18 protein-coding genes and 1 tRNA gene are annotated in these 23218 nt (G+C 43.9%); 5 read left to right on the forward strand and 14 right to left on the reverse strand.

Features of this window, described 5'->3' with window-relative positions; all coding sequences use genetic code 11:
- Positions 1-16: 16 nt before the first annotated feature.
- On the reverse strand, positions 17-769 hold the full coding sequence (locus tag JMX13_RS00580; RefSeq protein ID WP_201608883.1) for a type 1 glutamine amidotransferase: 753 nt from the start codon (positions 767-769) through the stop codon (positions 17-19).
- A gap of 212 nt (positions 770-981) precedes the next feature.
- On the opposite strand from JMX13_RS00580, the gene JMX13_RS00585 reads away from it, so the two are divergent.
- Both JMX13_RS00585 and JMX13_RS00590 read left to right on the forward strand, forming a co-directional pair.
- Positions 982-1058: transfer RNA gene (locus JMX13_RS00585), tRNA-Val, on the forward strand.
- A gap of 364 nt (positions 1059-1422) precedes the next feature.
- Positions 1423-2400, forward strand: coding sequence for a glutathione S-transferase family protein (locus JMX13_RS00590; protein ID WP_201608884.1), 978 nt, complete (start codon positions 1423-1425; stop codon positions 2398-2400).
- Positions 2401-2497: 97 nt separating this feature from the next.
- Here the strand turns inward: JMX13_RS00590 and hemB are convergent, their stop codons facing one another.
- The 5 genes from hemB to JMX13_RS00615 all read right to left on the reverse strand — a co-directional run bounded on the left by hemB (position 2498) and on the right by JMX13_RS00615 (position 11866).
- Complete coding sequence (hemB, locus tag JMX13_RS00595; RefSeq protein WP_201608885.1) at positions 2498-3505, reverse strand: porphobilinogen synthase; 1008 nt, start codon at positions 3503-3505, stop codon at positions 2498-2500.
- A 269-nt stretch (positions 3506-3774) separates the two neighbouring features.
- The gene (locus JMX13_RS00600; RefSeq protein WP_201608886.1) at positions 3775-5586 is read right to left on the reverse strand and encodes an efflux transporter outer membrane subunit; all 1812 of its coding nucleotides are present in this window, start codon (positions 5584-5586) and stop codon (positions 3775-3777) included.
- Positions 5583-8831, reverse strand: a complete 3249-nt coding sequence (locus JMX13_RS00605) for an efflux RND transporter permease subunit (protein WP_201608887.1) — start codon at positions 8829-8831, stop codon at positions 5583-5585. The genes JMX13_RS00600 and JMX13_RS00605 overlap by 4 nt, the downstream gene beginning before the upstream one ends.
- Positions 8832-8865: 34 nt before the next feature.
- Entirely contained in the window at positions 8866-10263 is a 1398-nt protein-coding gene (locus JMX13_RS00610; RefSeq protein ID WP_201608888.1) for an efflux RND transporter periplasmic adaptor subunit, read from the reverse strand.
- Positions 10264-10936: 673 nt separating this feature from the next.
- Positions 10937-11866: a polyprenyl synthetase family protein gene (locus JMX13_RS00615; RefSeq protein WP_201609249.1), complete on the reverse strand. Its 930-nt coding sequence runs from the start codon at positions 11864-11866 to the stop codon at positions 10937-10939.
- Positions 11867-12659: 793 nt separating this feature from the next.
- Here JMX13_RS00615 and rplU point away from each other — a divergent pair.
- From rplU to lolA, 3 genes are all read left to right on the forward strand, one after another.
- Positions 12660-12971 (forward strand): 50S ribosomal protein L21, encoded by a 312-nt coding sequence (gene rplU, locus JMX13_RS00620; protein WP_144297745.1) that lies wholly within the window; start codon positions 12660-12662, stop codon positions 12969-12971.
- 91 nt (positions 12972-13062) lie between these two features.
- The gene (rpmA, locus tag JMX13_RS00625) at positions 13063-13320 is read left to right on the forward strand and encodes a 50S ribosomal protein L27 (RefSeq protein WP_055123782.1); all 258 of its coding nucleotides are present in this window, start codon (positions 13063-13065) and stop codon (positions 13318-13320) included.
- Positions 13321-13793: 473 nt separating this feature from the next.
- Positions 13794-14480 carry an outer membrane lipoprotein chaperone LolA gene (gene lolA / locus JMX13_RS00630; protein ID WP_201565200.1) on the forward strand — a complete coding sequence of 229 codons (687 nt, stop codon included), beginning with the start codon at positions 13794-13796 and terminating at the stop codon, positions 14478-14480.
- A gap of 180 nt (positions 14481-14660) precedes the next feature.
- Here lolA and scpB read toward each other — a convergent pair whose 3' ends face one another.
- From scpB to mrdA, 8 genes are all read right to left on the reverse strand, one after another.
- Positions 14661-15206, reverse strand: coding sequence for an SMC-Scp complex subunit ScpB (scpB, locus tag JMX13_RS00635; protein WP_201608891.1), 546 nt, complete (start codon positions 15204-15206; stop codon positions 14661-14663).
- A 28-nt stretch (positions 15207-15234) separates the two neighbouring features.
- On the reverse strand, positions 15235-16044 hold the full coding sequence (locus JMX13_RS00640) for a segregation and condensation protein A (protein WP_201609250.1): 810 nt from the start codon (positions 16042-16044) through the stop codon (positions 15235-15237).
- 180 nt (positions 16045-16224) lie between these two features.
- The gene (gene trpS / locus JMX13_RS00645) at positions 16225-17304 is read right to left on the reverse strand and encodes a tryptophan--tRNA ligase (RefSeq protein WP_201608892.1); all 1080 of its coding nucleotides are present in this window, start codon (positions 17302-17304) and stop codon (positions 16225-16227) included.
- Positions 17305-17457: 153 nt separating this feature from the next.
- A complete protein-coding gene (locus tag JMX13_RS00650; protein WP_201608893.1) occupies positions 17458-18558 on the reverse strand; it encodes a lysophospholipid acyltransferase family protein in 1101 nt (366 codons plus the stop codon).
- A gap of 316 nt (positions 18559-18874) precedes the next feature.
- Positions 18875-19261, reverse strand: a complete 387-nt coding sequence (gene rpsI, locus JMX13_RS00655) for a 30S ribosomal protein S9 (RefSeq protein WP_201608894.1) — start codon at positions 19259-19261, stop codon at positions 18875-18877.
- A 10-nt stretch (positions 19262-19271) separates the two neighbouring features.
- A complete protein-coding gene (gene rplM / locus JMX13_RS00660; RefSeq protein WP_201608895.1) occupies positions 19272-19700 on the reverse strand; it encodes a 50S ribosomal protein L13 in 429 nt (142 codons plus the stop codon).
- Positions 19701-19911: 211 nt separating this feature from the next.
- Positions 19912-20604, reverse strand: a complete 693-nt coding sequence (rsmD, locus tag JMX13_RS00665; protein WP_201608898.1) for a 16S rRNA (guanine(966)-N(2))-methyltransferase RsmD — start codon at positions 20602-20604, stop codon at positions 19912-19914.
- A gap of 52 nt (positions 20605-20656) precedes the next feature.
- Positions 20657-22648 carry a penicillin-binding protein 2 gene (gene mrdA, locus JMX13_RS00670; protein ID WP_201608900.1) on the reverse strand — a complete coding sequence of 664 codons (1992 nt, stop codon included), beginning with the start codon at positions 22646-22648 and terminating at the stop codon, positions 20657-20659.
- Positions 22649-23218: the final 570 nt, after the last annotated feature.

Here is a 23218-nt window from a genome sequence, read left to right on the forward strand (position 1 = left end):
TTTCAGGTATTTGGCTTTAAATATTAGCAGTCTTTGCCATACGATTGAGCATGGCTGCTAAGCGCGCGTTGTTATCGGCGATATATTTATCGCCAAGCGCTATTATTTCAGCTGCTGATTGTACCGTTTTAGGATAGTCGACCCGCCCTTTTTGAATAGCATGGTTGCCATTTTCCACCATCTTAACGATACTTTCTTCGGTCACTTCAAAATGGCACTGCCAAGCCATAACCCAAGTACCGAGCGCTTTTTGCTGCGGCGTTTGATAAAGGAAGCCTTGATTGGGCCATGCTGCTGATGTCGCTAACGGAATCGCGCCTTGTGGATATTCAAACCCATCGCCATGCCAATGAAAAACGGTAAAGGGCTGCTTTGGTAAGTCCTGTAATAAAGGATGCGTCTGAGCGTCTTTGGTCAACTGAATAGGTAGCCAGCCGATTTCTTTTACGCCCGCTGGCTCTACGCTCGCCCCCAAACAATGCGCAATAAGCTGTGCACCCAAACACACACCGATTACTGTTTTTCCGCTATCCATACTTTGCTTAATCAAACGTTTTTCCTCTTTTAACCAAGGATGGTCGTCCTCATCATGGACGCTCATCGGCCCGCCCATTATGATTAACCAATCAAAACTGGCGAGCGCTGGCAAGGTGTCTTTATTATAAGAGCGGGTGTAGGTAACGGTGTGCTGATGATTAACTGCCCAGTGCTTAATAAAGCTGAGGTCTTCGTAATCTGTATGAAATAAGGCATGAATGCGTAGAGTCATGTGATGGCCTGTATTAGGAAGTTGTGTTTTCGGTTGTATTAAAAGTCTACAAGGTATGAGCTATCTTAGATAGCGGAAAATATTTAGAAACGCTGTATTTTCTTAAGTGCTTCATTATAAAGCTTAAAATTAGGTATTCTCATAATAAGTCAATATTGTGATAGAAAAGGCTTGCAAAGTTTTAAAAACTTGCTAAAATGCATGACCTAAATAGGCGTATAGCTCAGTTGGTTAGAGCGCTACCTTGACATGGTAGAGGTCGCTAGTTCGAATCTAGTTACGCCTACCAGATTCGAAAGCCCCAATCTTTATGATTGGGGCTTTTTTTATGCCCGTTTTATAAGGGTTGTAGCGGAGATCGAAATTTCGTATCAGTTAGACTCTCAAACTTTATAATTCGCCTGCCTCTCTAAGTAAAGTTTTCAACTTTTTCTAAAAAAATCTATCTCAATTTAATCCGCACCATAACTTTGCCTTTTAAGATAAATGCTATTTGAGAAACAAACAAAGCTTAATGGCTGGGCAACATAGAAATGTTACTATGAGCTTTAAAGTTGAATAAATATGACGATAGCAATTATTTTATTTGCATCGTTTGATAGTAGTCATTTTTAATCAAATAGATTTATAACTAAAATAAAGCGGGGCAAGATATGGGATTGTTAGTCGACGGTCAATGGCAAGATAAATGGTATGACACCAAGGCGAGCGAAGGACGTTTTGAGCGCGAAGATGCTGGTTTTAGAAACTGGGTCACGGCTGATGGCAGGGCGGGCCCATCAGGTATCGGTGGCTTTAAAGCTGAGCCCAATCGTTACCATTTATATGTCTCGCTTGCATGTCCTTGGGCGCATCGCACCACCATTTATCGTAAGTTAAAGGGCTTGGAGGATATGATTTCACTGTCTATAGTGCATCCCTTTATGGGCGATAAAGGTTGGACATTTGCAGAGGGCGCAGGCGTCATTGCTGATCCGATTGTCAAAGCAGACTATCTATATGAGGTTTATATTGCCGCGAAGCCTGATTATACGGGACGCGTGACAGTGCCGATATTATGGGATAAAAAAACCAATACCATCGTCAGTAATGAATCGTCTGAGATTATTCGGATGTTTAACTCAGCCTTTGACGAAGTAGGGGCAACAGCAGTTAATTTTTTGCCAGCAGAGTTGCTAGCAGAAATCGATACGGTTAATGAGTTTGTTTATTCAGCGGTGAATAACGGCGTTTATAAAGCAGGGTTTGCTACAACCGAAGCCGCTTATAAAGAAGCGGTAATAACGTTATTTGATGCGCTAGACACGTTAGAATCGCGTCTGGTAGACCAACGTTACTTACTAGGTGATATGATTACTGAGGCGGACTGGCGCTTATTTACCACGTTGGTGCGCTTTGATGCCGTATATGTTGGGCATTTTAAATGTAATATTCGCCGCATTGTTGATTATCCCAACCTTTGGGGTTATATGCGTGATTTATATCAGGTGCCCGGTATTGCCGAGACGGTCAGTATCGAGCATATTAAGGCGCACTATTACACCAGCCATGCCAATATCAATCCTACGCGTATTATCCCTGTCGGCCCCGTGCTCGACTTTAACGAGCCGCATGACCGTGCGCATTTATAGATTTTATTAAACTTTTTAAATAATGCTCATAAAAAACCGCGCCAGCTTATGTATTAGCTAGCGCGGTTTTTTTATATACAAAGCCGTTTAATGCATATTAAGCATTATTTAACTGACGAGCCGCTTCTAGGGCGAAATAAGTCAAAATTCCATCAGCGCCCGCACGGCGGAAACCTATCAAGGATTCCAAAATTACTGCATCGGTTAGCCAGCCATTTTGAATGGCAGCCATATGCATCGCATATTCACCAGACACTTGATACGCAAAAGTCGGTACGCCAAAGGTATTTTTGACTTCGCGTATAAGGTCTAAATACGGCTGACCGGGTTTAATCATCACCATATCTGCGCCCTCGTTGATATCCATAGCAACTTCATGCAGCGCTTCGGCGCGATTACCAAAGTCCATCTGGTATTGCTTTTTATGACCGCCTTTTAAATTACCGGCACTGCCAACGGCATCACGGAACGGACCGTAGTAAGCAGAGGCGTATTTGGCAGAGTAGGCCATGATAGCGGTATTGACAAAGCCTTCGGCTTCAAAGGCGTCACGCATGGCTTTGATGCGGCCATCCATCATGTCACTTGGCGAGATGATATCAGCGCCAGCGCGGGCGTGGACAAGCGCTTGCTTGACCAAGACTTCGACGGTTTCATCATTTACCACATAGCCGCTATCATCGAGCAGGCCGTCTTGACCGTGTGAGGTATAAGGGTCTAGCGCCACATCAGTCATCACTACCATTTCTGGCACGGCATCTTTGACCGCTTTGACGGCGCGTGCGCTAAGGCCATTTTCATCATAAGCGGATTTGCCATCAGGCGTTTTTAATGAATTATCAATAACAGGGAAGATGTCGATCGTGGTGACACCCTCTGCTAATAATTCTTTGGCGTAATTGATCAGCAGATCAATCGATAGACGCTCAACACCGGGCATACTAGCGATTGCTTCACGCTTATTTTTGCCTTCTATAACAAAGACAGGGGCAATAAAGTGCTTGGGATGCAACTCAACCTCACGAATCATCGCACGGACGTTATCGTTATAACGCAAGCGACGTAAGCGTGTTTCAGGAAATTGGCGGTTAAAAGTATAAGTCATAATTTTTCCTTATTTGATTCTAAGCATTGTTATTCATCAGCTTTATGGAATCAGCTGTTTTAAAGCATGAGTTTTTATAAAATTGGCACAGCGAAAATGATAAAAGTGTCGTTAATATAATGTTCTACTATACCCAGCACTACTATAACGAATAGCCACTATAACCAATATTCACTATCGAAAGCAAAAAGCCCTACCAAGTCGGTAGGGCTGATTGTCATTATCGACTGTTTATGCGAGGAACTTTATCTCACAACATCTAGGACTGCTTAAGGCTCAACAATCTGCGTGACCGGTACTTGCTCAACACTGGTCTCATTAAAAGTAGTCTTTTCAGTGACCACGCCTACCGCAGCATCTGTCTTGCCATCATTATTGACATCGACGACTGCGGTTGGATTAAAGGTCGCTGTTTGTGTTGGTTGCGCGCGCTTAATCGCTTGCGCTTCTTGCACAGAAGCAACCCGCGCTGAGCTAGCTGCATCGATGGCATCGACCGCTTTTGCTTTATTGCTATTGGCAGGTAGATTGACCAATTGCACTAAGTTTTTATGCGGTACAGGAATCACCGTTGGCACGTCAAGGTTAGCGCCGCCGCCTAAGACTTGATAAAGCTCGACTTGGCTAATGATTTTTTGTAGCTCTAAGTCCAAGATACCTTGCTGCGTTGAGAACAACGAGCGCTGTGCATCGAGCACGTCTAGATAGTTTGCAATACCTGCTTTAAAGCGTGCATCGGCAATCTGATAGGTTTGCTCAAAGTTATCTTGCAAGCGGTATTGCGCAGCGAGCTGATCACCCAATGTTGCGCGTGTTGCCAACACATCTGATACTTCGCGGAACGCGGTTTGGATAGATTTCTCGTAGCCAGCTAGTGTCTGTTCACGCTCAATTTTCGCCACATCGTAATTGGCATCCAAGCGACCAGCATCAAAGATAGGCACGCTAATGCTTGGGCCAAATGACCAACCGACCGAACCACTCTTAAACAGGTTATCTAAACTGCCGCTACTCAAACCTACGCTACTGGCTAGGCTGATAGACGGGAAGTAAGATGCGCGTGCTACTTCGATATTGGCACCAGCAGCTTTTAGATTGTATTCTGCTTGCAACACATCAGGACGATAGCGTAGCAACTCACTTGGTAAGCCGGCGTTAAATATCTGCTGATTTGTGATGTTACTGACCGCAGGCGTTGGAATAAGGTTGGTTGGAATCGGTCCACCGACCAAAAACTGCAAGGCATTACGCGCTTTTAGAATACTGCTTTGCGCCCGTAAGACAGCAAGTTTGGCATTTTCTAACGACGCACTGGCTTGCAAAGATGGCAGCTTAGGATCAATGCCTGCTTCAAAGCGTTTATCGGCAATAAATAGTGATTTCTCACGACTTTCAACCGTGGCTTCTGCCAGTTTTAATTGCGCTAAGCTATAGCTTAAGTTGGCATAGCTTTGAGCAATATTACTGATTAGACTGATTTGGGTCGAATCTTTTGCCGCGGTAGTGGCCAAGAAATTCTGTAACGCTTGGTCTTTTAAGCTGGCGATTTTACCCCAAAAGTCTAACTCATAGTTGGCCAGACCAAGATTGACGCTATATGAGCTGTTAGGGTTTTTGTCAGTTCTGTTTTGCGCTTGGCGCGCGTAACTGCCACTACCATCAATTCTAGGTAGATCATTAAGATCGGTGATTTGATATTGGGCGCGTGCCTTTTCAATTGCTAAGCGGGCGCTTTCAAAGTCTTTGTTGTTCTCTAAACCTAGGGCAATCAGACCCTTTAGGCGCTCGTCGCTATAGAAATTCTGCCAGCGTTGACTGGCGATACTTGGCTGATCAGCGCTACTCACGGTTTCTTTATCAAACGCGCCATAAGTTTGTTCGATAGGTATATTCGGCTCAGCAAGGACAGGGCGCATATCCGCTTTTGGAATGGTATTACAAGCCGCCATGCTTAACGCTAAAGCGGTCAAGCCGATTAGACGACCGCCATTTTTGCGCAGTACTGCAAGCGCCGGTTGCGCAGTGGTAGCAATGTTTGCTACCGCTGCTGAGCTTAAGGTAATGTTTTTTTGAGCACTCATTGTGTATTATCTCCAAGGCTTACAGGCTGATAACTCTCAGAAGGCATTGGGTCAGAAGGCGTTGGGTTTTGCGGGCCAGATGTGCCGTCATTGCCATCATCTCTATCGTTTGGTTTGTTGTTCTCATATTTATGCGGGAACATACTACGTACCCAAATATAGAACATCGGAATAAAGAAGATACCTAAGATAGTTGCGGTGACAACACCACCAACCACACTAGTACCGATGGCATTTTGACTGCCCGAGCCCGGACCTGTGGCGATGAATAATGGCACAACACCGAGTCCAAAGGCAAGTGAGGTCATAATAATCGGACGCAGACGTTGACGCGCCGCTGTCATGACCGCCTCTTTTAGACTATAGCCTTCTTCTTGGTGTTCCTTTGCAAACTCAATAATCAAGATGGCGTTTTTGGCCGATAGACCAACCACCGTCAGTAGACCAACTTGCAAGTAAATGTCGTTATTAAAGCCGCGTAGCCACGTAAATATCACTGCACCTAATACCCCAAGTGGGATAACCAATAGGACAGAGAAGGGGATAGACCAGCTTTCATACAAGGCGGCTAGACATAAGAATACCACTAAGATTGACAGCGCATAAAGCATCGGCGCTTGGGCACCTGACTTTTGCTCTTCAAGTGACATACCTGTCCACTCATAGCCAACACCTTCAGGCATCTTCTCCATTATGGCTTCCATGGAGCTCATTGCTTCACCCGTACTTAAACCGGGCGCTGCACTACCTTGAATATTCATCGACGGTAAGCTGTTATAACGGGTCAGACGCGGAGAGCCTGATTGCCATTCGCTACTAGAGAAAGCATCGAATGAAATCATATCACCGCTATCGTTACGGACAAACCATTTACCGATATCATCAGGATTGGTACGGCTGCTTGGCTCACCTTGGACAAACACACGCTTAATACGACCGCGGTCGACGAAGTCATTGATATAGCTTGAACCCCAAGCGGTAGAGATGACGCTATTGATATTACCCAATGACAAACCATAAGCAGCAGCTTGTTCTTGGTTGATATTAATTTTTAACTGCGGTGCATCTTCTTGACCGTTCGGACGAACGCCTGCGACTTTGTCATTTTGCGCCGCCATACCGAGGAGCATGTTACGAGCTTCAAGTAGCCCATCATGCCCAAGGTTGCCGGTGTCCTGAATCATTAAATCAAAACCACTGGCGTTACCAAGTTCGGTAATCGCGGGCGGTACAATCGCAAATACTTGGGCTTCATTTAACTGGGTAAAGAAGTAACCCATGGCACGATCGGCCACCGCTTTTGCGGTGTTTTCTGCACCAGGACGATCAGCCCAGTCAGATAAACGTACGAACGCCAGTCCCATATTTTGCCCTTGTCCAGCAAAACTGAAACCTGCAATGGTAAAGACAGAGGCAATATTATCGCCTTCTTGGGTATCATAATAATTACTGACTTTATCGAGTACATCTTGCGTTTCATCCAGCGTCGCACCAGCAGGAAGCTGAACTAAGGTAAACATAATACCTTGGTCTTCTTCTGGTAAGAACGAGCCGGGGATACGTAAGAATACCACTGCCATAATACCGATGATGGCAGCATAGCCGATTAAGTATAACCATTTAAAGCGGAAGCTTTTACCAACCGAATTTTCATAGCTACGGCTGACTTTATAAAAAGAGCGGTTAAACCAACCAAAGAAGCCTTTTTTCTCTTCTGTCGAGGCTTTGTCATGGCTTTTGCTACGTTTGAGCAAGGTCACACACAGAGCAGGGGTAAAGATAAGCGCGACCAGTGCTGATAAGACCATGGCAGTAATCAAGGTGATTGAGAACTGACGATAAATCACACCAGTTGAACCACCAAAGAAGGCCATCGGTACGAATACCGCTGATAGAATCAAGGCAATACCGATAACGATTTTACTAATCTCGCGCATCGATTGTAGGGTAGCGTCTTTAATGGAGATATGAGGATCTTCCTCCAAAATACGCTCGACGTTTTCTACCACCACAATGGCGTCATCGACCAGTAGACCGATGGACAGTACCATGGCAAACATGGTTAGGACGTTGATACTAAAGCCTGCAATATAGAGTACCGCAAAGGTACCTAATAGAACCACAGGAACGGCAAGGGTCGGAATAATGGTCGCACGCCAGTTCTGTAAGAAAATGAACATGACGATAAATACTAAGACAATTGCTTCAATCAGCGTCTTGACCACTTGCTCGATAGACAAACGTACAAACGGCGTGGTGTCATAAGGGACGACTGATACCAGACCCGCTGGGAAGTTTGCTTCCAGCTCGGCCATACGTGCGCCAACCGCTTCGCGAGTTTCCAGTGCGTTTGCACCACCGGCCAATGAGATACCTAGACCGGCCGCTTCATTACCGTTATATAGTGAAATAACACTATAGTTTTCACTACCGATTTCAACTTTTGCAACATCGCCTAAGCGAACTTTTGCGCCAGAGGTATCGGTTTTTAAGAGAATGTTTTCAAATTCTTCAGGGGTTTGTAGATAGCTTTGCACCGTAACGGTAGCGTTGATAACCTGTTGGTCGGTATCAGCAGGCGCTTGTCCTAGCTGACCGGCCGACACTTGCGCGTTTTGCGAGCGCACAGCATTGACCACATCAGATGGCACCATGTTATAGCTACGTAGACGGGCAGGGTCGAGCCAAATGCGCATCGCATAAGCCGAACCAAACACCTGTACTTCACCCACGCCTTCAACACGGCTTAACTGGTCAACGACGTTTGAGTTGATATAATCGGCGATATCCGCGCGATCCATGCTGCCGTCTTCAGAAATAAAACCTTGCACCATTAAAAAGCTGCTAGAGGATTTATTGACGTTGACGCCTTGACGCTGCACCGACTCAGGTAATGAGCTCATGGCGGCTTGAAGTTTATTCTGTACCTGTACCTGCGCGGTATCAGAATCAGTACCGTTTTCAAAGGTTAAGGTTACTGACGCGCCACCGTTTGACGAGCTTGACGATGACATATACATCAGACCATCAAGACCCTTCATACGTTGTTCAATAATCTGCACAACGGAATCTTCAACGGTTTGAGCGTTGGCACCAGGATAGCTTGCGCTAACCGAAATCGTTGGTGGTGCAATACGTGGATACTGCTCAATCGGCAAATTAATGACCGATATCACCCCGATGAGCATGACCAAAATAGCCATCACCCATGCAAAAATAGGGCGATTAATAAAAAAACGTGACATAGTATATCCCTAGTCTTCCTATCTTTGAATGGAATTAGTTAGCGGTAGATTCTGCAGGTTTTTTAGCAGCGGCATCTTTACTAGCTGGCTTATCCATCGCTTTTGCAGCTTGCTGCGGCGTTTGGGCAGTAGGTGCACCTGGCTTAGCAGGGGCTGCATTGGCATCTGGTAATGGTTTGGCGACCACCTCTTGCTCAGGCTTCACTTTTGCACCGCCAATAACCACCACTTTATCCCCTGCTTGTAGGCCGTCTGTGATCACCCATTGCCCTTTATAGGTACCATTGATAGTGACAGGACGTACTTGAATTTTATTGTTCTCATCAACGATATAAACTTGGGTTTCACTTTTCGGGGTACGCATCACGGCACTTTGCGGTACCAAGGCGGCATTGGTAATGACGCTTTGGGTTAAGCGAGCGCTGACATACATACCAGGCAATAAGATATTGTTTTTATTAGAGAAGACCGCGCGTAAAGTCACCGCACCGGTTGACTCATCAACTTTTGCTTCAGATAGAGCAAGTTCACCGCGTACGGGATAAGTTGAGCCATCTTCTAACACCAATTCAACCGAGTTCATGCCTGCTTGTGCTTTACCGGCAGAGATTTGCTGGCGTAACTTAAGCAATTCAGATGAAGACTGGCTGATATCGACATAGATAGGATCTAGACGTGAGATAGTCACTAAAGGATCAGGTTGACCGGCGCTAACCAACGTACCGGCAGTCACGCTAGAGCGGTCAGTACGACCTGAGAGCGGCGCACGTACGATAGTACGGTTTAAATCCAGCGTGCTGGCTTGTAAACCTGCCTTGGCAGTTTGGATGCCCGCTTTAGCACTCTCAATACCTGCTTCCGTTTGTCCGATAGCCGCACGCGCACTTTCGACTGCCGCTTGAGCGGTACGAACTTGGGTGACAGCTTGGTCATATTGCTGCTTTGAGATAGCATCAATTTCGATCAAACCTTGCAAGCGTTGTAAATCATTTTGCGCTTGTGATAATGATGCTTGGCGGCTGACCAATTCAGCTTTAGCATTGGCATTATTTGCCACCGCTGTCTGATAGTTGGCTTGAGCCTGCTGAATAGCCGCCTGCCCACTGGTGATAGACGTCGCGTAGTTATCAGTATTGATACGATATAAAGGTTGGTCTTTTTTGACGTTGCTGCCCTCACGGAACAACACCTCGTCAATAATGCCATTAACCTGTGGGCGAACGTCTGCGGTTTGATAAGCCGCGGTACGTCCAGCAAAGGTCTGTACTTGGGGTACGGTATCTAGAGTGACAGTCTGAACGTTGACGACAGCAGGTGGCATTTGCTGCTGTGCGGCTGCGTCACCAGCTGCGTCCTCGTTTTTGTCACAGCCAATCAGTACAGCTCCAGATAGTACAGATGCTATTACAAGCGCAAGAGTAGAGTGCTTCATCAATGTCCTCGGCAATATAAATATCATATAATAAATAATTACAGTATTAAAAGTTTAGGGGTAAATCTTAACGTGGTAGATATGAAAAGTAATATGCATTTACCGTTGCCAATATATCAGTCGCTAAACGCGTAACAATCGGATAAGCAGATTTAATTTAATGAATGATTATAAACTATAGGGTATACCCTACAGTCAAGGTGTAAAAAACCGTTTTTGCGTCTCACAATTGTCTTCTAGCTCAATAAATGCCTAACAGCCATTGATAATACAAGCATAGCGTTAAAAATACCTTGTAAAATTCGTAATGAATGCTGAACTAGAATATTGTTAATTTTTGTTTTTTTAAATGAGATTCAGAGATAGTAGCAAGAAAGCTGTATAAAAATACAGTAGAAAACAAAGGAGACAGAAAAATTCTGTATTAGCAATACTTAAGTGTGAACGCTAAAATATGGAGGCAAAACGTATGCGCTTAAGTCAGCGTTTGGTATGAGTAATGAGGAGGCTGCTAGTATCATAGCCAAGCTCTCCTCATCTTTTATGTCTTATTATTATAAAGTCAGGCTTAACTTAACCTTTAATAAATAAAGTGGTCTTTATCTGATATATTGAAATCTTGGTATATGAAAAATATATAAAAAGTCCAATATATAAGATAAATAAATAGCCTTTATAATAAACGCGCGCTGGCAAGTTCCGTCAATTGATATAACCCTTGGCGGTAGCGATTATCAGGTAAGCTGCTAAGCGCTTGCTGGGCAAGTTTGGTCTCTTCTAACGCGCGCTGCTTACAGTATTCAAGCGAGCCTGAATGACGTACCAGCTCGATAAGCTGCTCAGCATTTGGTGTTTTACCGGTTTGCACGGCGATACGTAACTGCTCATAGCCTGCGGTATCGCTGTCTTTTAATAGCTCAAGCGCCTTAATGGTTGGCAGCGTTGGTTTACCTTCCGCCAAATCGTCACCGAGATTTTTGCCCATCAGCTCGCTATCGCCACTATAATCGAGCACGTCATCAACGATTTGGAAAGCATTACCGAAATGCTGACCAAAATCAGCCAATGCTTGCAGGTGCTCAGTTTTATTTTGCAAAATAGCCGCGCCTTGGGTCGCCATCATAAATAAGCGCGACGTTTTGCCATCGATGATATTTAGATAATCGGCTTCAGTGGCTTCAGGATTGTGCTGATGCTGTAGCTGTAACACTTCGCCCTCGGCGATATCACAGGTACCATCTGAGAACACTTGTAATAACGGTAAGCTCTGAAACCCAACCAGTAAGTTAAAGGCGCGAGCAATCAGATAGTCACCGACCAGCACTGCCGTGGCATTATCCCAAGTAGCGTTTGCGGTTGGCTTACCACGGCGCTGACCTGATTCGTCAATCACATCATCATGGACTAAGGTTGCGGTATGCAGCATCTCAGTAATCGCCGCCAAATGCATCGCTTGCTGCGACGGTTCATCATTAAACATCCGCGCGCATAATAAGGTAATGAGCGGGCGCATACGTTTGCCGCCAGCATTAATCACATGCTGGGATACGCTCATGACCAGTTGAACTTTGGAATTCAAACTGCCAAAAACTTGCTTGTCCATAATGTCAAAATCATCAGCAACGATGCTTTGAATATCGGCATAGCTTAGGGTGTCAGCATGGTTTGGTTCAGCATTGCTTGGCGTGCTTGCTAAGTTAGTTAAGGGTGTGGTTGATGCTGCAGCGGCGTTAGATAAAGAGTTACTGGTCATAATGAGTCGTCATACCAATGAAAATAAAAGAGGGTTTGAATAGCGGTCTATCTATTTATAGTAAGTGCTTATTGCAAGTATTGATAGTAAGGCTATCGTTTGACGCATAATAGCATAGCTATCTGGGTCAATTGTTGATTTAAGTATAGCAGAATGCAGGGCTGTCTTTATATGCAGCCATCTGTTTAGCCCTATATTTTGATATATTGGTCGTCTAATTAAACAATAATGAGTGGATGTTTATTAAGCCGTTTATCGTATCGATTGGAATTTATTCACCCGCATTGGGTAATAATAAGCCAATATTTACAAAAAACTGTAAGTAACTGATTATATAAGTTATAATAGCCGCTGTTGGATTTTAACCAATGATGGTTTGATGTCTTATACTTGAATAAAGATAGTGGTCTTAACAGCGGTGGTTTATACCCTTGTTAATCAATCACATCGTTTTTATATATAAGTATATACAAACATTTGAGCCAGTATTATTGGTATTACCACCTGAGCAAAACAAGAGATGCGGCTTGCTTTTATGAGCAAAAAGCCGTAAAATCTTGCCTTTAATTTTTCCCTGTCGTGTTCGTCGTAAAAGCGTTGGTATGATATCAGCCACGGCACACGGGTTAAACGGAGTCATACAATGTACGCAGTAATCAAAACTGGTGGTAAACAGCACCGTGTAGTCGTCGATGAATTGCTTAAAGTTGAACTACTAAAAGCAGAAAAAGGCGAAACAATCAAATTTGAAGACGTGTTGATGGTTGTTGACGGTGAAACTGTCAAAATCGGTCAGCCTGTCGTTGAAGGCGCTAGCGTAGAAGTTGAAGTGGTTGAACATGGTCGCGGCGAAAAAATCCGTATCATCAAACACAACCGTCGTAAGCATTATCACAAAGAGCAAGGTCACCGCCAATGGTATACCTTGTTAAAAATCAAAGCTATTAATGCCTAATTATTCACTTAGCAATTATTGCTAAATAGCGCACTAAATGCTTAAGAGTTGTCGCATTAGCGACAAGTCACATTAACAAGGAGATTTTCTCATGGCACATAAAAAAGCTGCCGGTTCGAGCCGTAACGGTCGTGATTCAAACCCAAAAATGCTAGGCGTTAAAATCTTTGGTGGCCAAGCTATCACAGCTGGTAACATCATCGTTCGTCAACGTGGTACAGAATTCCACGCAGGCGAAGGCGTTGGCATGGGTCGTGACCATACTTTATTTGCACTAAATGACGGTGTGGTAAAGTTTGCGACCAAAGGTAAATTCAACCGTCGTTATGTTATGGTTGAAAGCGCATAATTGCCCATCTGGGTTATTTTAATCGAAGATTAAAATAGCTTGATGACTAAAAAAAGCCCTTATTACCGTTTGGTAGTAAGGGCTTTTTTATGGTGCTGGTTCTTTAGTAAAAGCAGATTATTAAAAGCAGACTATCAAAAGCAAATGATTATAAATAGTAGGTCATGACATTAGCAATAGCTCGCAAACTGCTTTTAAATAACACTAATTTATATATAAAACAGACAACAAATAACAGTGAATGCTATGTAACGCTACTGGTTACAAGCGTGTATGGCAGCGGTAGTAATGATTGCAAATCATGACTAGGCGCGTAATAAAAAAACTGGCACACTGTCTGCATTGTTTAATCACGTCAGTTTAAGTTTATTGATTCTGAACTGACTATCGTGAGATAAGCACTTATTGAAAACAAAAATTTTAATTAAAACGTTTTATCTTTATGCTATTTTGCATTTAAAAGAGGATTTATAATGACTTTATTAACAAACAAAACAACCTTAAAACAAAAAGTAATGAGCGGTGCTTTAGCGGGTGTATTGATGACCTCACTTGGCGTTGCTGCACCGATGATGGCTTTAACGCAATCGGCAACGGCAGCTCCGGCTGATAATCTGACCGCTGCCAAACGCTTAAACAAGCTATTAAGTAATACCAAAAGCATGACGGCTAACTTTAGCCAAACCACCAAAGGCGCAAATAGTGGTACCTTTACGGGTACGATGAGCGTCCAGCGTCCAAATAACTTCCGCTGGGAAACCAAGTCACCGTCAGAGCAGCTGATTGTGGCAAATGGCAGCTCGATGTGGGTTTATGATAAGGATTTGGAGCAAGCGACCAAGCAAAATGTCGATAGCCAAGTGGGTAATACCCCAGCGCTATTGTTGTCAGGTGATCCAAGCAAAATTGATAAGAACTTTAAAATCACTCAGCCATACGCCAATAAAAACTACTATGTATTATATCCAAAGTCAGAGAGTGCCAGTTTTAAGAGCTTATCGATGAGCTTTAGCGGTGGTAAGCCTGTGATGATGGTATTGAATGATAGTTTAGGACAAACCACGACGATTAAGTTTAGTGGTATCAAAATGAACCCAAGTATCGGTAGCAGTCAGTTTAAATTTACGCCACCAAAGGGCGTTGATATTATTAATCAATAATTATTAATCAATAATCAGTACTGTGAATCTAACCGTACTGATTTAAAAAAAACTGGTTTAAAAATTTGCTTTAAAAACTGGTTTCAAAAAAAGGACAAGCCTATTCGGTTTGTCCTTTTTTATTATGGCAAGAATAATATGCAGGTCTTATTTTAAGCTATCTAAGAGAATGCTTTGATGCTAAGACAACGCTTTGATGGCTTCCATATCTGGCAGTGCGGGCAGCTCATCTAAATTGGTCAATCCAAACGCATCTAAAAATTGCGGCGTGGTATATAGCAGTGCAGGGCGACCCAAGGTTTCTTTGTAACCTTTCTCTTCAATCCAACCTTTATCAAATAATTGGCGCAGTATATTACTCGATAGCGTCACACCGCGCACGTGCTCGATGTCACCGCGTGTCACTGGCTGCTTATAGGCAATGACACTCAACGTTTCAAGCAGGGCTTGGCTGAGGCGTTCTTGTCGCTGCGGGAATACACGCTGAATTAACGGACTATAGCTATCTGCGATTTGTAGCCGATAACCACTGGCCGTCTCATGTAAGGTCAGTACACCAGAATCTAGACGCTGTTGTAATATCTCCAACACTCGCGCAAGCTCGTTAGTATTTAACGATAACTGCTTCTTTAGCACATTGGCAGTAAGGGGCGCTTCAGAGGCGTGCAGGAGCACCTCGATATGCTTGCTTATCTCATCTAAATGTCGCTGCTGCGTATCTGTCATTGCATATATTCTCTATTAAAGAAGACCATTAAGCCAGCCACTGTAACGTTAACTGCCCTATGTGGCTGTTTTTTGCAAACTCATCGTCAGCAGCCGTACCGTGACCTTTTAAATCAGCGTTTATAACACCAACCAACTGCCGTTTCATCAGCTCTAAGACTGCGACAAAGCTAACCACCACACCTATCTTACCTTGAGTTTTATCTAGTAAATCATAAAACGAGTGCGCGCCATCCGTGCTTAGCTGCCTACTAATACTGGCAATACGGTCGGAAAGGGGCACGGCATCAACTTTGATGGTATGCATCTGATAATCAGGCTGCAGCTGCATTTTAAATAAGCTATCAATCAAAAGGTTCGGCGAGTAACTGGGTAATTCCGCATTCATAACGTCTTGACTGGGCATACTGACCATCGCTAAAAACACATCGCGCTCAAGACGCACCAGATTGTCCAAACGCTGACTGGCTACTTTAATTTGCGCATATTCTTCAAGGCGCTCAATCAGCTCAGCTTTTGGATCACGCTCATCGCTCGGCGTTTCGGGCTTTGGCAGTAGCAGCTCGGTTTTAATCGCAATCAAGGTTGATGCCATCAGCAGATAGTCACCGGCCAATTCAAAATGCTCGGTATCCAGCTCACTGATATAAGCCAAATACTGCTCCGTAATTGGCAATATTGGCATTTGGGTCAGATCAACGTTGTTTTTTTTGACCAGATATAATAAAAAATCCAATGGCCCAGCAAACTGCTCTAACCAAATGGCAAACGCTTGCGGCGGCACATATAAATCTTCTGGTAGATGCTGCACTGGCGTCTGATAAATACGCAGCGACATGTCATTAACAACTAAATAGTCGTGTTGGCCATCATGTTCGCCCTTGCTATCTGAAAATTCAGAGGGTTGATGCGCGGCTACACAAAATGCAGCTTTCGGTAAAGCCGCTGGTTGATTTTTTAGCTCAGTCTGCACGCTTAGCATCCGTCCAGATTACGACCAGTCAAAGCAGTCAAAGGCTTATTTAAGTTTAGCAAGTGGACGGATACCAATAGCACGGCGCGTCTTATCAAGCTGCTTACGGCTATGACGACGGGCTTTTTCTGCGCCCAGTTGTAAGATTTCTTCTAGCTCTTTTGGATTAGCCATCAGCTCTTCGTAACGCGCGCGGAATGGCGCAATCTCGCTATTTATTTTATCAAACAATGCTTGCTTAGCATCACCCCAGCCAATACCTGATGCATACTGCGCACGCATCTCGGCAATCTCTGCGGGCGTTGCAAAGGCTTTATAAATCTCAAAGAGTGCAGAGTCATCAGGGTCTTTTGGCTCAGCCGGCAACTGTGAGTTGGTCACAATCTTCATGATGGCTTTATGCATCTGTTTTTCAGGACTGACTTGTGGATTAGGCTCACCAAATAGAGGAATGGTATTGCTATAGCTTTTACTCATTTTACGACCATCAAGTCCTGTCAGTAGCGGAATATCTTCATCAACAACCGCTGATGGTAGCGTAAAGAGAGGTTTATAACGATGGTTAAACGTACCAGCGATATCACGGGCCATCTCAATATGCTGTACTTGGTCACGACCGACGGGTACATGAGTGGCATTAAACATCAAGATATCGGCCGCCATAAGCACAGGATAGCCAAATAGACCCATGTTGATACCTTGATCTGGATCGACATCTGCTTTTTCGGTATTAATATCGACCGCCGCCTTATAAGCGTGCGCGCGGTTCATCAGACCTTTGGCACATGAGCAATTTAAAATCCAAGCAAGTTCTGGAATCTCTTGTACATCGGACTGACGATAAAAAGTCACACGTTCAGGGTCAAGACCACAGGCAATCCACGTTGCGGCAATGATTTTGGTCGACTCATGAATGATAGCAGGGTCGTAACAGCCGATAATGCCATGATAATCGGCCAAAAAGAAAAATGCCTCATCATCACTATCTTGGATAGACTGAATAGCTGGGCGAATGGCACCAACGTAATTACCTAAATGCGGAATGCCTGTCGGTTTGATGCCGGTTAGGATACGTTTGCTTTCTTTCTTAGGGGCGTCTACAGCTGCGTCAGTTTGATTGCTCATGGAAAATCCGTAGTTGGTTTAATTTTTAATTTATTAGATTGCTGTTTTTTTAGTATTTTTACTTAAGTAAAAGAGTGATATTGAATTCAACGACTCAAATCAATGGCGCAAATTATAGCAAATTTCTCTACCGCTTTGTTTGAGTATAAATGCCTACTTATAAATATCAGTACGACCATCAGGGCCGTTTTTAAAGCGGCGATGGAACCACATCCACTGGGTGGGATCGATACGAATCAATCCTTCTAGCACTTCATTAACACGCGTTGCATCAGCGACTTCATCATTACTTGGATAGTTCTCTAACTCTGGCGTAATGGTCAAATGATAATGCGGACGTTTGCCGCGCGGCAGGTTGTCAGGCGTTTGTCGATAGGTATGCAGTGCCATGAGTGCGGGTGGATGCTGCTTGTCGCCTAATTTTGCCATACGACGAGAAGCGGTAATTGTGGCTGCCGGTACACCAAAAAACGGTGCCATGACGCCTTGTTTCAACCCGTAATCTTGGTCAGGGGAATACCAGACAACATGTCCGGCTTTGATAGAATTGACCAAACTACGCATGTCTCGGCTAGAAATCTGTGTGCCGAATATATTGGTGCGACCATTATAAATAAACCAGTCAAGTAAGGGATTATTCTGCGTTCGATACATACAGTCTACGGCAAAAAATTGCGCACAAAATAATCCGCCCAAATCAAGCATCGTATAGTGAGCACCTAACAAAATAACAGGACGACCTTGGTTTTGGGCATTCACTAAGTGCTGTAAGCCCGAGATAGAAACGGTACGTGTAAAAACATTGGGACGAAACCAAGCACATAAGGTCTCGAACACACCAATACCTTGATTGACAAAAACTTGCTTTGCCATGAGCTCACGCTCGGCTTCAGGTTTCTCTGGGAAAGCCAGTCTTAGATTAATCAACGTATCACGCCGGCGTGAGCCTGCTATTTTATATATTGAAATACCCAGTTTACGACCTAGCCAAAATTGCCAACGTAACGGCAAATATATCATGGGCAGAAAAATAGCTAATAATAGCCAGATACCCCAATATTGAGGCAATAAAAACTGCCATTGAAAGGGTTTTTTCTCCGCTTGTGCCGTTTGCTTATGCGTTTGCGTAATCGTCGGCATGCCTGCAGGAATGGCTGGCGATTTAGTAGATTTACCATGCGCTGTAGCATCAGGCGCTAGCATGCTCGTTTTTGAGTCATGCTTACTAGGGTCGTATTGTTCGGGGGCTTTCATAATGAGGGTAAGGTGACAAAAGTTACTATTATGATGGAGGAGTGCGCGTAGCTTTGCAAGGAGATTTATACATAAAAACTGGCACCAATAAGAATCGTTGTTAGAGGTCTTCTCTAAAAAGCTATTGTTAAAAGTTATCAATAAAAAATATCATTGAAAGCCATAATTAAAAATTACAGCTAAAAAACAGCCATAAAAAAACCTTATAAGCTGTGACCAGCTTATAAGGTTTTGCAAATCTATTCTTATATTTAATGCTGCAGCTGTTGCTCTGAGATAAAGACAACGGCTGCAAAAATATAAGCGATAGCTTTGATTAACGTTTTGAGAATTGTGGACGTTTACGTGCTTTACGTAGACCCAATTTCTTACGTTCAACTTGACGTGAATCACGAGTAACAAAGCCAGCTGCTTTTAGAGCAGGTTTGTTAGATTCGTCAAGCTCAATCAATGCACGCGTGATGCCGTGACGGATTGCGCCAGCTTGACCACTAATACCGCCGCCTTTTACAGTGATGTAAAGGTCGTAAGCAGTAGGTGAGTCAAGTAATTCTAAAGGCTGACGAACAACCATGCGCGACGTTTCGCGGCTGAAATACTCATCAAGTGGTTTGCCGTTAACAACAATGCTACCAGTACCTTTCGCTAAAAAGACACGAGCAGTAGAGGTCTTGCGGCGACCAGTTCCGTAATTGCGTTCCATAAGTGTATCCTTAGATGTCTAGTTCTTTAGGTTGCTGAGCTTCATGTGGATGATCGGTACCCGCATAAAGTTTTAGCTTCTTGATCATTGCATAGCCAAGAGGACCTTTAGGAAGCATACCCTTAACCGCTTTGTGTAGAACATCTTCAGGCTTATGTGCAATCAGCTTCGTGAAGTTGGTTTCTTTAATACCGCCTGGGTAACCACTGTGACGATAGTATTTTTTATCTTGCGCTTTTTTACCCGTTACCGCGATTTTTTCTGCATTGATGACAACAATAAAATCACCAGTATCTACGTGTGGAGTATAGTTGGTCTTATGCTTGCCACGTAAGCGACTAGCGATTTGAGTAGCTAAGCGACCAAGGGTTTTGCCGTCAGCATCTACGACATACCAGTCATGGGTCACTTCAGCTGGTTTTGCACTAAGTGTTTTCATGATAAAACCTTAAAATTAGAATTCGTTGAGAGTTTAGCTGGGAACGGGGCTCTCAAAAAACAGACTGCACATTATAAGCAGTAGCGCCTACGCTTGCAAGCTGCATTGGGGTTTATTTTCGCCTTATATACATTAAACTGCAGCGTTGGCCAGTTTTTTAGCGGTTTTAAACATTTGTAAAATTTGTTAATGGCTTTCGTTAACCTGACAATTATGACGGTGAAAGCTGATAAAGTCCAGCGACAACTTGTCCAACTTTAGTTTGTTTTAAGCATTCAAAAGCTATAATGTCTTGTGTTGTCTCTGTTTGAGGCTTAGAGCTTTCGTTAAGACTTACTACTAATTGATTAAGTTGAAGGGTTAAATCTTTATCCGCTTCTAAATAAATAAGCGTTTCTGCGCTGATTAAGGATTGTTTTATCAATGCCATTAAAATAGGCTGCCACAAATCTTGCGTGTAAGGTGGATCGATAAAGACAATATCAAAATGACGCTGAATAGTCTGGTTTTGGGTCAGGACTTGTTCAGCTGTGCCTTGAATGATTTGGCAAGCATTGGCGTCTAAGCGTAATTGCTCGGCGCTTTGGCGCAGCATATTGACTTGTGCAGGGTTTATTTCAATAAAGGTTGTATGAGCGGCGCCGCGCGATAACGCTTCAAAGCCTAAAACGCCGCTACCAGCGCAGCTGTCAAGCACTTGGGCGTCATGAATATCAGCAATTAACCAATTAAATAAAGTTTCGCGCAGCCGGTCTGGGGTCGGACGTAAGCCTTCGGCATCGATAAAACTGACGCTACGGCGCTTAAACTGCCCACCGATAATACGCACATCACCAGCAGCACTGTTTTTTGTTTTTACTTTAAGCGTTTTTTTAGGTTGTCGCGTACTGGATGTTTTTTTCATAGTGTTTTCTTAGTCATTATTTCATTAACTTTTTTATTGATTGACTCTAACATTACTCAGAAGTAGCAGCGGTAGTAGTTGTTTCAGCGCTTTGTGCTTCTTTTTGCTCTGCGAGCGCTTGTTCTTTATCACGTACGGCGTCACGCATGGCTTTATCAAAGGTTTTTTGGCGTTTGATGACTTTTAATTGATCGGGAGTAGGTGGCAAAATAGGATTTTTTTCGCGCTGTAACATCCAATAATCAAACAACGCACGACCGATAGGCGCAGCAACAACACTACCTCCGCCGCCATTTTCGACCAATACTGCTAGGGCAATCTCGGGGTTCTCTACGGGTGCAAAACCATTGAACCAAGCATGATCCCAGTGGCGCTTATCCAGCGCAGATTTATTATAGCTTTTACCTTGTGCAATTGATTTTACCTGTGCTGTACCTGTTTTTCCGGCAATGCGATAGCGCGGCGTATAAATACCGCGTCCTGTACCCGCCTTAACGGTTTGTTCCATGGCATCATGCATGCGCACCCAATCAGAAGGTTTGCCGTTATAGTCGATTTTACCATCAGGTTTGGTAATCACATCGACCGCCGCTGCGCCATCGCTACTTTTTAATAAATGCGGGGTGATATGGTAGCCTTTGTTAGCGGTCATGGCAGTAGCATTAGCAATCTGCAGGGGTGTCGCTAAGAAATAACCTTGTCCGATACTGACCGAGATGGTTTCACCGGGTAGCCAACCTTTATCATAGGTGTCTTTTTTCCATTTTGGTGATGGCATAATTCCTGGTTTTTCATTGGGCAGGTCAATACCAGTCTGTTCGCCAAAGCCAAAGCGCACCATCCAATCGTGCAAACGCTGAATGCCCATCTCATAAGCCAGTTTATAATAATAAGTATCGACCGACATCACGATAGATTTCTTCAAATCAACCGTGCCATGACCACCTTTTTTCCAATCACGAAAACGGTGCGAATCACCAGGCAGACTAAAATAACCGGGGTCGTAAATGGTTGTTTCCCAATCACGTAAACCGTAATGAATACCGCCTAGACCTTCAAAAGGTTTAATGGTTGAGCCGGGCGGATAAGTCCCTTGTAGCGCACGATTATAAAGCGGCTGATCAAGGTCCTCACGCAGGTCACCATAATCTCTAAAGGAGATACCGGATATAAAGGGATTGGGGTCGTAGCTTGGGTTACTGACGAACGCCAATACATCACCATTTTTTGGGTCAATAGCAACGATTGCCCCGCGGCGACCATCAAGCTGCTGCTGAGCCACGACCTGTAAGCCATAATCTAAGCTTAAGGTGATGTCATTGCCCGCGATAGGCGCTTTGGTATCGAGTTGACGTAAGATATTGCCGTGCGCATCGGTTTCTACCGATTGATAACCCGGCTGTCCGAGCAAAATATCTTCATAAAAATCCTCGATACCAATCTTACCGATGAGGTCGGTACCCGCATAGCGATCTTTATTGATTTGCTTGGACTCTTTATCGTTAATACGTCCGACATAACCAATCACATGTGCAAACAGCTCATCATAAGGATAAGAGCGTGTGAGCTTACTCTGAATACTGACGCCACGAAAAAAAGGCTGACGTTCACTAAACTGCGCCAATTGTGCCTCAGTCAAATCAATCTTAATGGTCACGGGGTCATTTTTGGTTTTACTTAAGCGTGCCAAAATATCAGTGATATTTTCATCTGTTAAATCAAAGATAGGCGCAAGCAGATTTAGCGTACGTTTTGGGTCTTCGACTTCATCGGGACTGAGCATAGCGGTAAATACCGGCTGATTGTCAGCGAGGATAACGCCATTACGGTCGTAAATATAACCACGACTGGGCGGCGCAGAAATCAGCTTAATACGATTGTTATCGGCTTGGGTAGTGTATTTATCGTGGGCATACACTTGCAGATAACCATAACGCGCGATCAAAGCGATCAAACCCAAAAACATCAACAGTCCAAGGATAATAATACGGCTGGTAAAAATACGATTAACCTGTTCGGTATCGGGAGCGAGCGGTTTTTTCATATAAAGTCAGTACCCGGACGGTCAGTGAGGCGGTCGTTGATAAATCGATGGTCAATAAATCAGTAAGAGTCTGTGAAAGATAGATAGCGCGATGCGCTCATTCAAAGCGAGGTGAGCATAAAGGATAAGGCAAAGTCTTTCAATAACATAGCGGGAAATTTTATCCATAAGCCGTCAATTCATTTGTCTGCATTTGGCTGTTAACAATCCGCGCCACTCAACCATAAATTATAACAGAACAAATGCGCTGGCGCAGTATCCCGTCGTTTATTTGATGGGAGTATGATTGTGATTGTTAACGCTATAGTTATCGATATTTTGATGGTTAATGCTGGTAGACGATAATAAAGGTTTTAAGATTGAGAAGGGTGGCTAAAACGTGTCATCGCTAGTCACAACTTGCCTAGGCTGGATATGTGCTAATGAATGGCAAGTATGCTAAAATCAGGCGATTTATTTTAGCCAGTTACAGCGTTATTTAATTCAGTGGTTATTGAGGATAGAGCGTTTTTACTGAGCGTTCTTAATCGACTAAGGATATTTGCTTAACAACGACAATCATCACCTCAA

Source organism: Psychrobacter immobilis, from assembly GCF_904846285.1.
GTDB lineage: Bacteria > Pseudomonadota > Gammaproteobacteria > Pseudomonadales > Moraxellaceae > Psychrobacter > Psychrobacter immobilis_D.

What these genes read in the sequence shown, in the direction of transcription:
- JMX13_RS00580 (WP_201608883.1), bottom strand. Translation starts at nt 769, where the DNA reads ATGACTCTACGCATTCATGCCTTATTTCATACAGATTACGAAGACCTC.
- JMX13_RS00590 (WP_201608884.1), top strand. Translation starts at nt 1,423, where the DNA reads ATGGGATTGTTAGTCGACGGTCAATGGCAAGATAAATGGTATGACACC.
- hemB (WP_201608885.1), bottom strand. Translation starts at nt 3,505, where the DNA reads ATGACTTATACTTTTAACCGCCAATTTCCTGAAACACGCTTACGTCGC.
- JMX13_RS00600 (WP_201608886.1), bottom strand. Translation starts at nt 5,586, where the DNA reads ATGAGTGCTCAAAAAAACATTACCTTAAGCTCAGCAGCGGTAGCAAAC.
- JMX13_RS00605 (WP_201608887.1), bottom strand. Translation starts at nt 8,831, where the DNA reads ATGTCACGTTTTTTTATTAATCGCCCTATTTTTGCATGGGTGATGGCT.
- JMX13_RS00610 (WP_201608888.1), bottom strand. Translation starts at nt 10,263, where the DNA reads ATGAAGCACTCTACTCTTGCGCTTGTAATAGCATCTGTACTATCTGGA.
- JMX13_RS00615 (WP_201609249.1), bottom strand. Translation starts at nt 11,866, where the DNA reads ATGGACAAGCAAGTTTTTGGCAGTTTGAATTCCAAAGTTCAACTGGTC.
- rplU (WP_144297745.1), top strand. Translation starts at nt 12,660, where the DNA reads ATGTACGCAGTAATCAAAACTGGTGGTAAACAGCACCGTGTAGTCGTC.
- rpmA (WP_055123782.1), top strand. Translation starts at nt 13,063, where the DNA reads ATGGCACATAAAAAAGCTGCCGGTTCGAGCCGTAACGGTCGTGATTCA.
- lolA (WP_201565200.1), top strand. Translation starts at nt 13,794, where the DNA reads ATGACTTTATTAACAAACAAAACAACCTTAAAACAAAAAGTAATGAGC.
- scpB (WP_201608891.1), bottom strand. Translation starts at nt 15,206, where the DNA reads ATGACAGATACGCAGCAGCGACATTTAGATGAGATAAGCAAGCATATC.
- JMX13_RS00640 (WP_201609250.1), bottom strand. Translation starts at nt 16,044, where the DNA reads ATGTCGCTGCGTATTTATCAGACGCCAGTGCAGCATCTACCAGAAGAT.
- trpS (WP_201608892.1), bottom strand. Translation starts at nt 17,304, where the DNA reads ATGAGCAATCAAACTGACGCAGCTGTAGACGCCCCTAAGAAAGAAAGC.
- JMX13_RS00650 (WP_201608893.1), bottom strand. Translation starts at nt 18,558, where the DNA reads ATGAAAGCCCCCGAACAATACGACCCTAGTAAGCATGACTCAAAAACG.
- rpsI (WP_201608894.1), bottom strand. Translation starts at nt 19,261, where the DNA reads ATGGAACGCAATTACGGAACTGGTCGCCGCAAGACCTCTACTGCTCGT.
- rplM (WP_201608895.1), bottom strand. Translation starts at nt 19,700, where the DNA reads ATGAAAACACTTAGTGCAAAACCAGCTGAAGTGACCCATGACTGGTAT.
- rsmD (WP_201608898.1), bottom strand. Translation starts at nt 20,604, where the DNA reads ATGAAAAAAACATCCAGTACGCGACAACCTAAAAAAACGCTTAAAGTA.
- mrdA (WP_201608900.1), bottom strand. Translation starts at nt 22,648, where the DNA reads ATGAAAAAACCGCTCGCTCCCGATACCGAACAGGTTAATCGTATTTTT.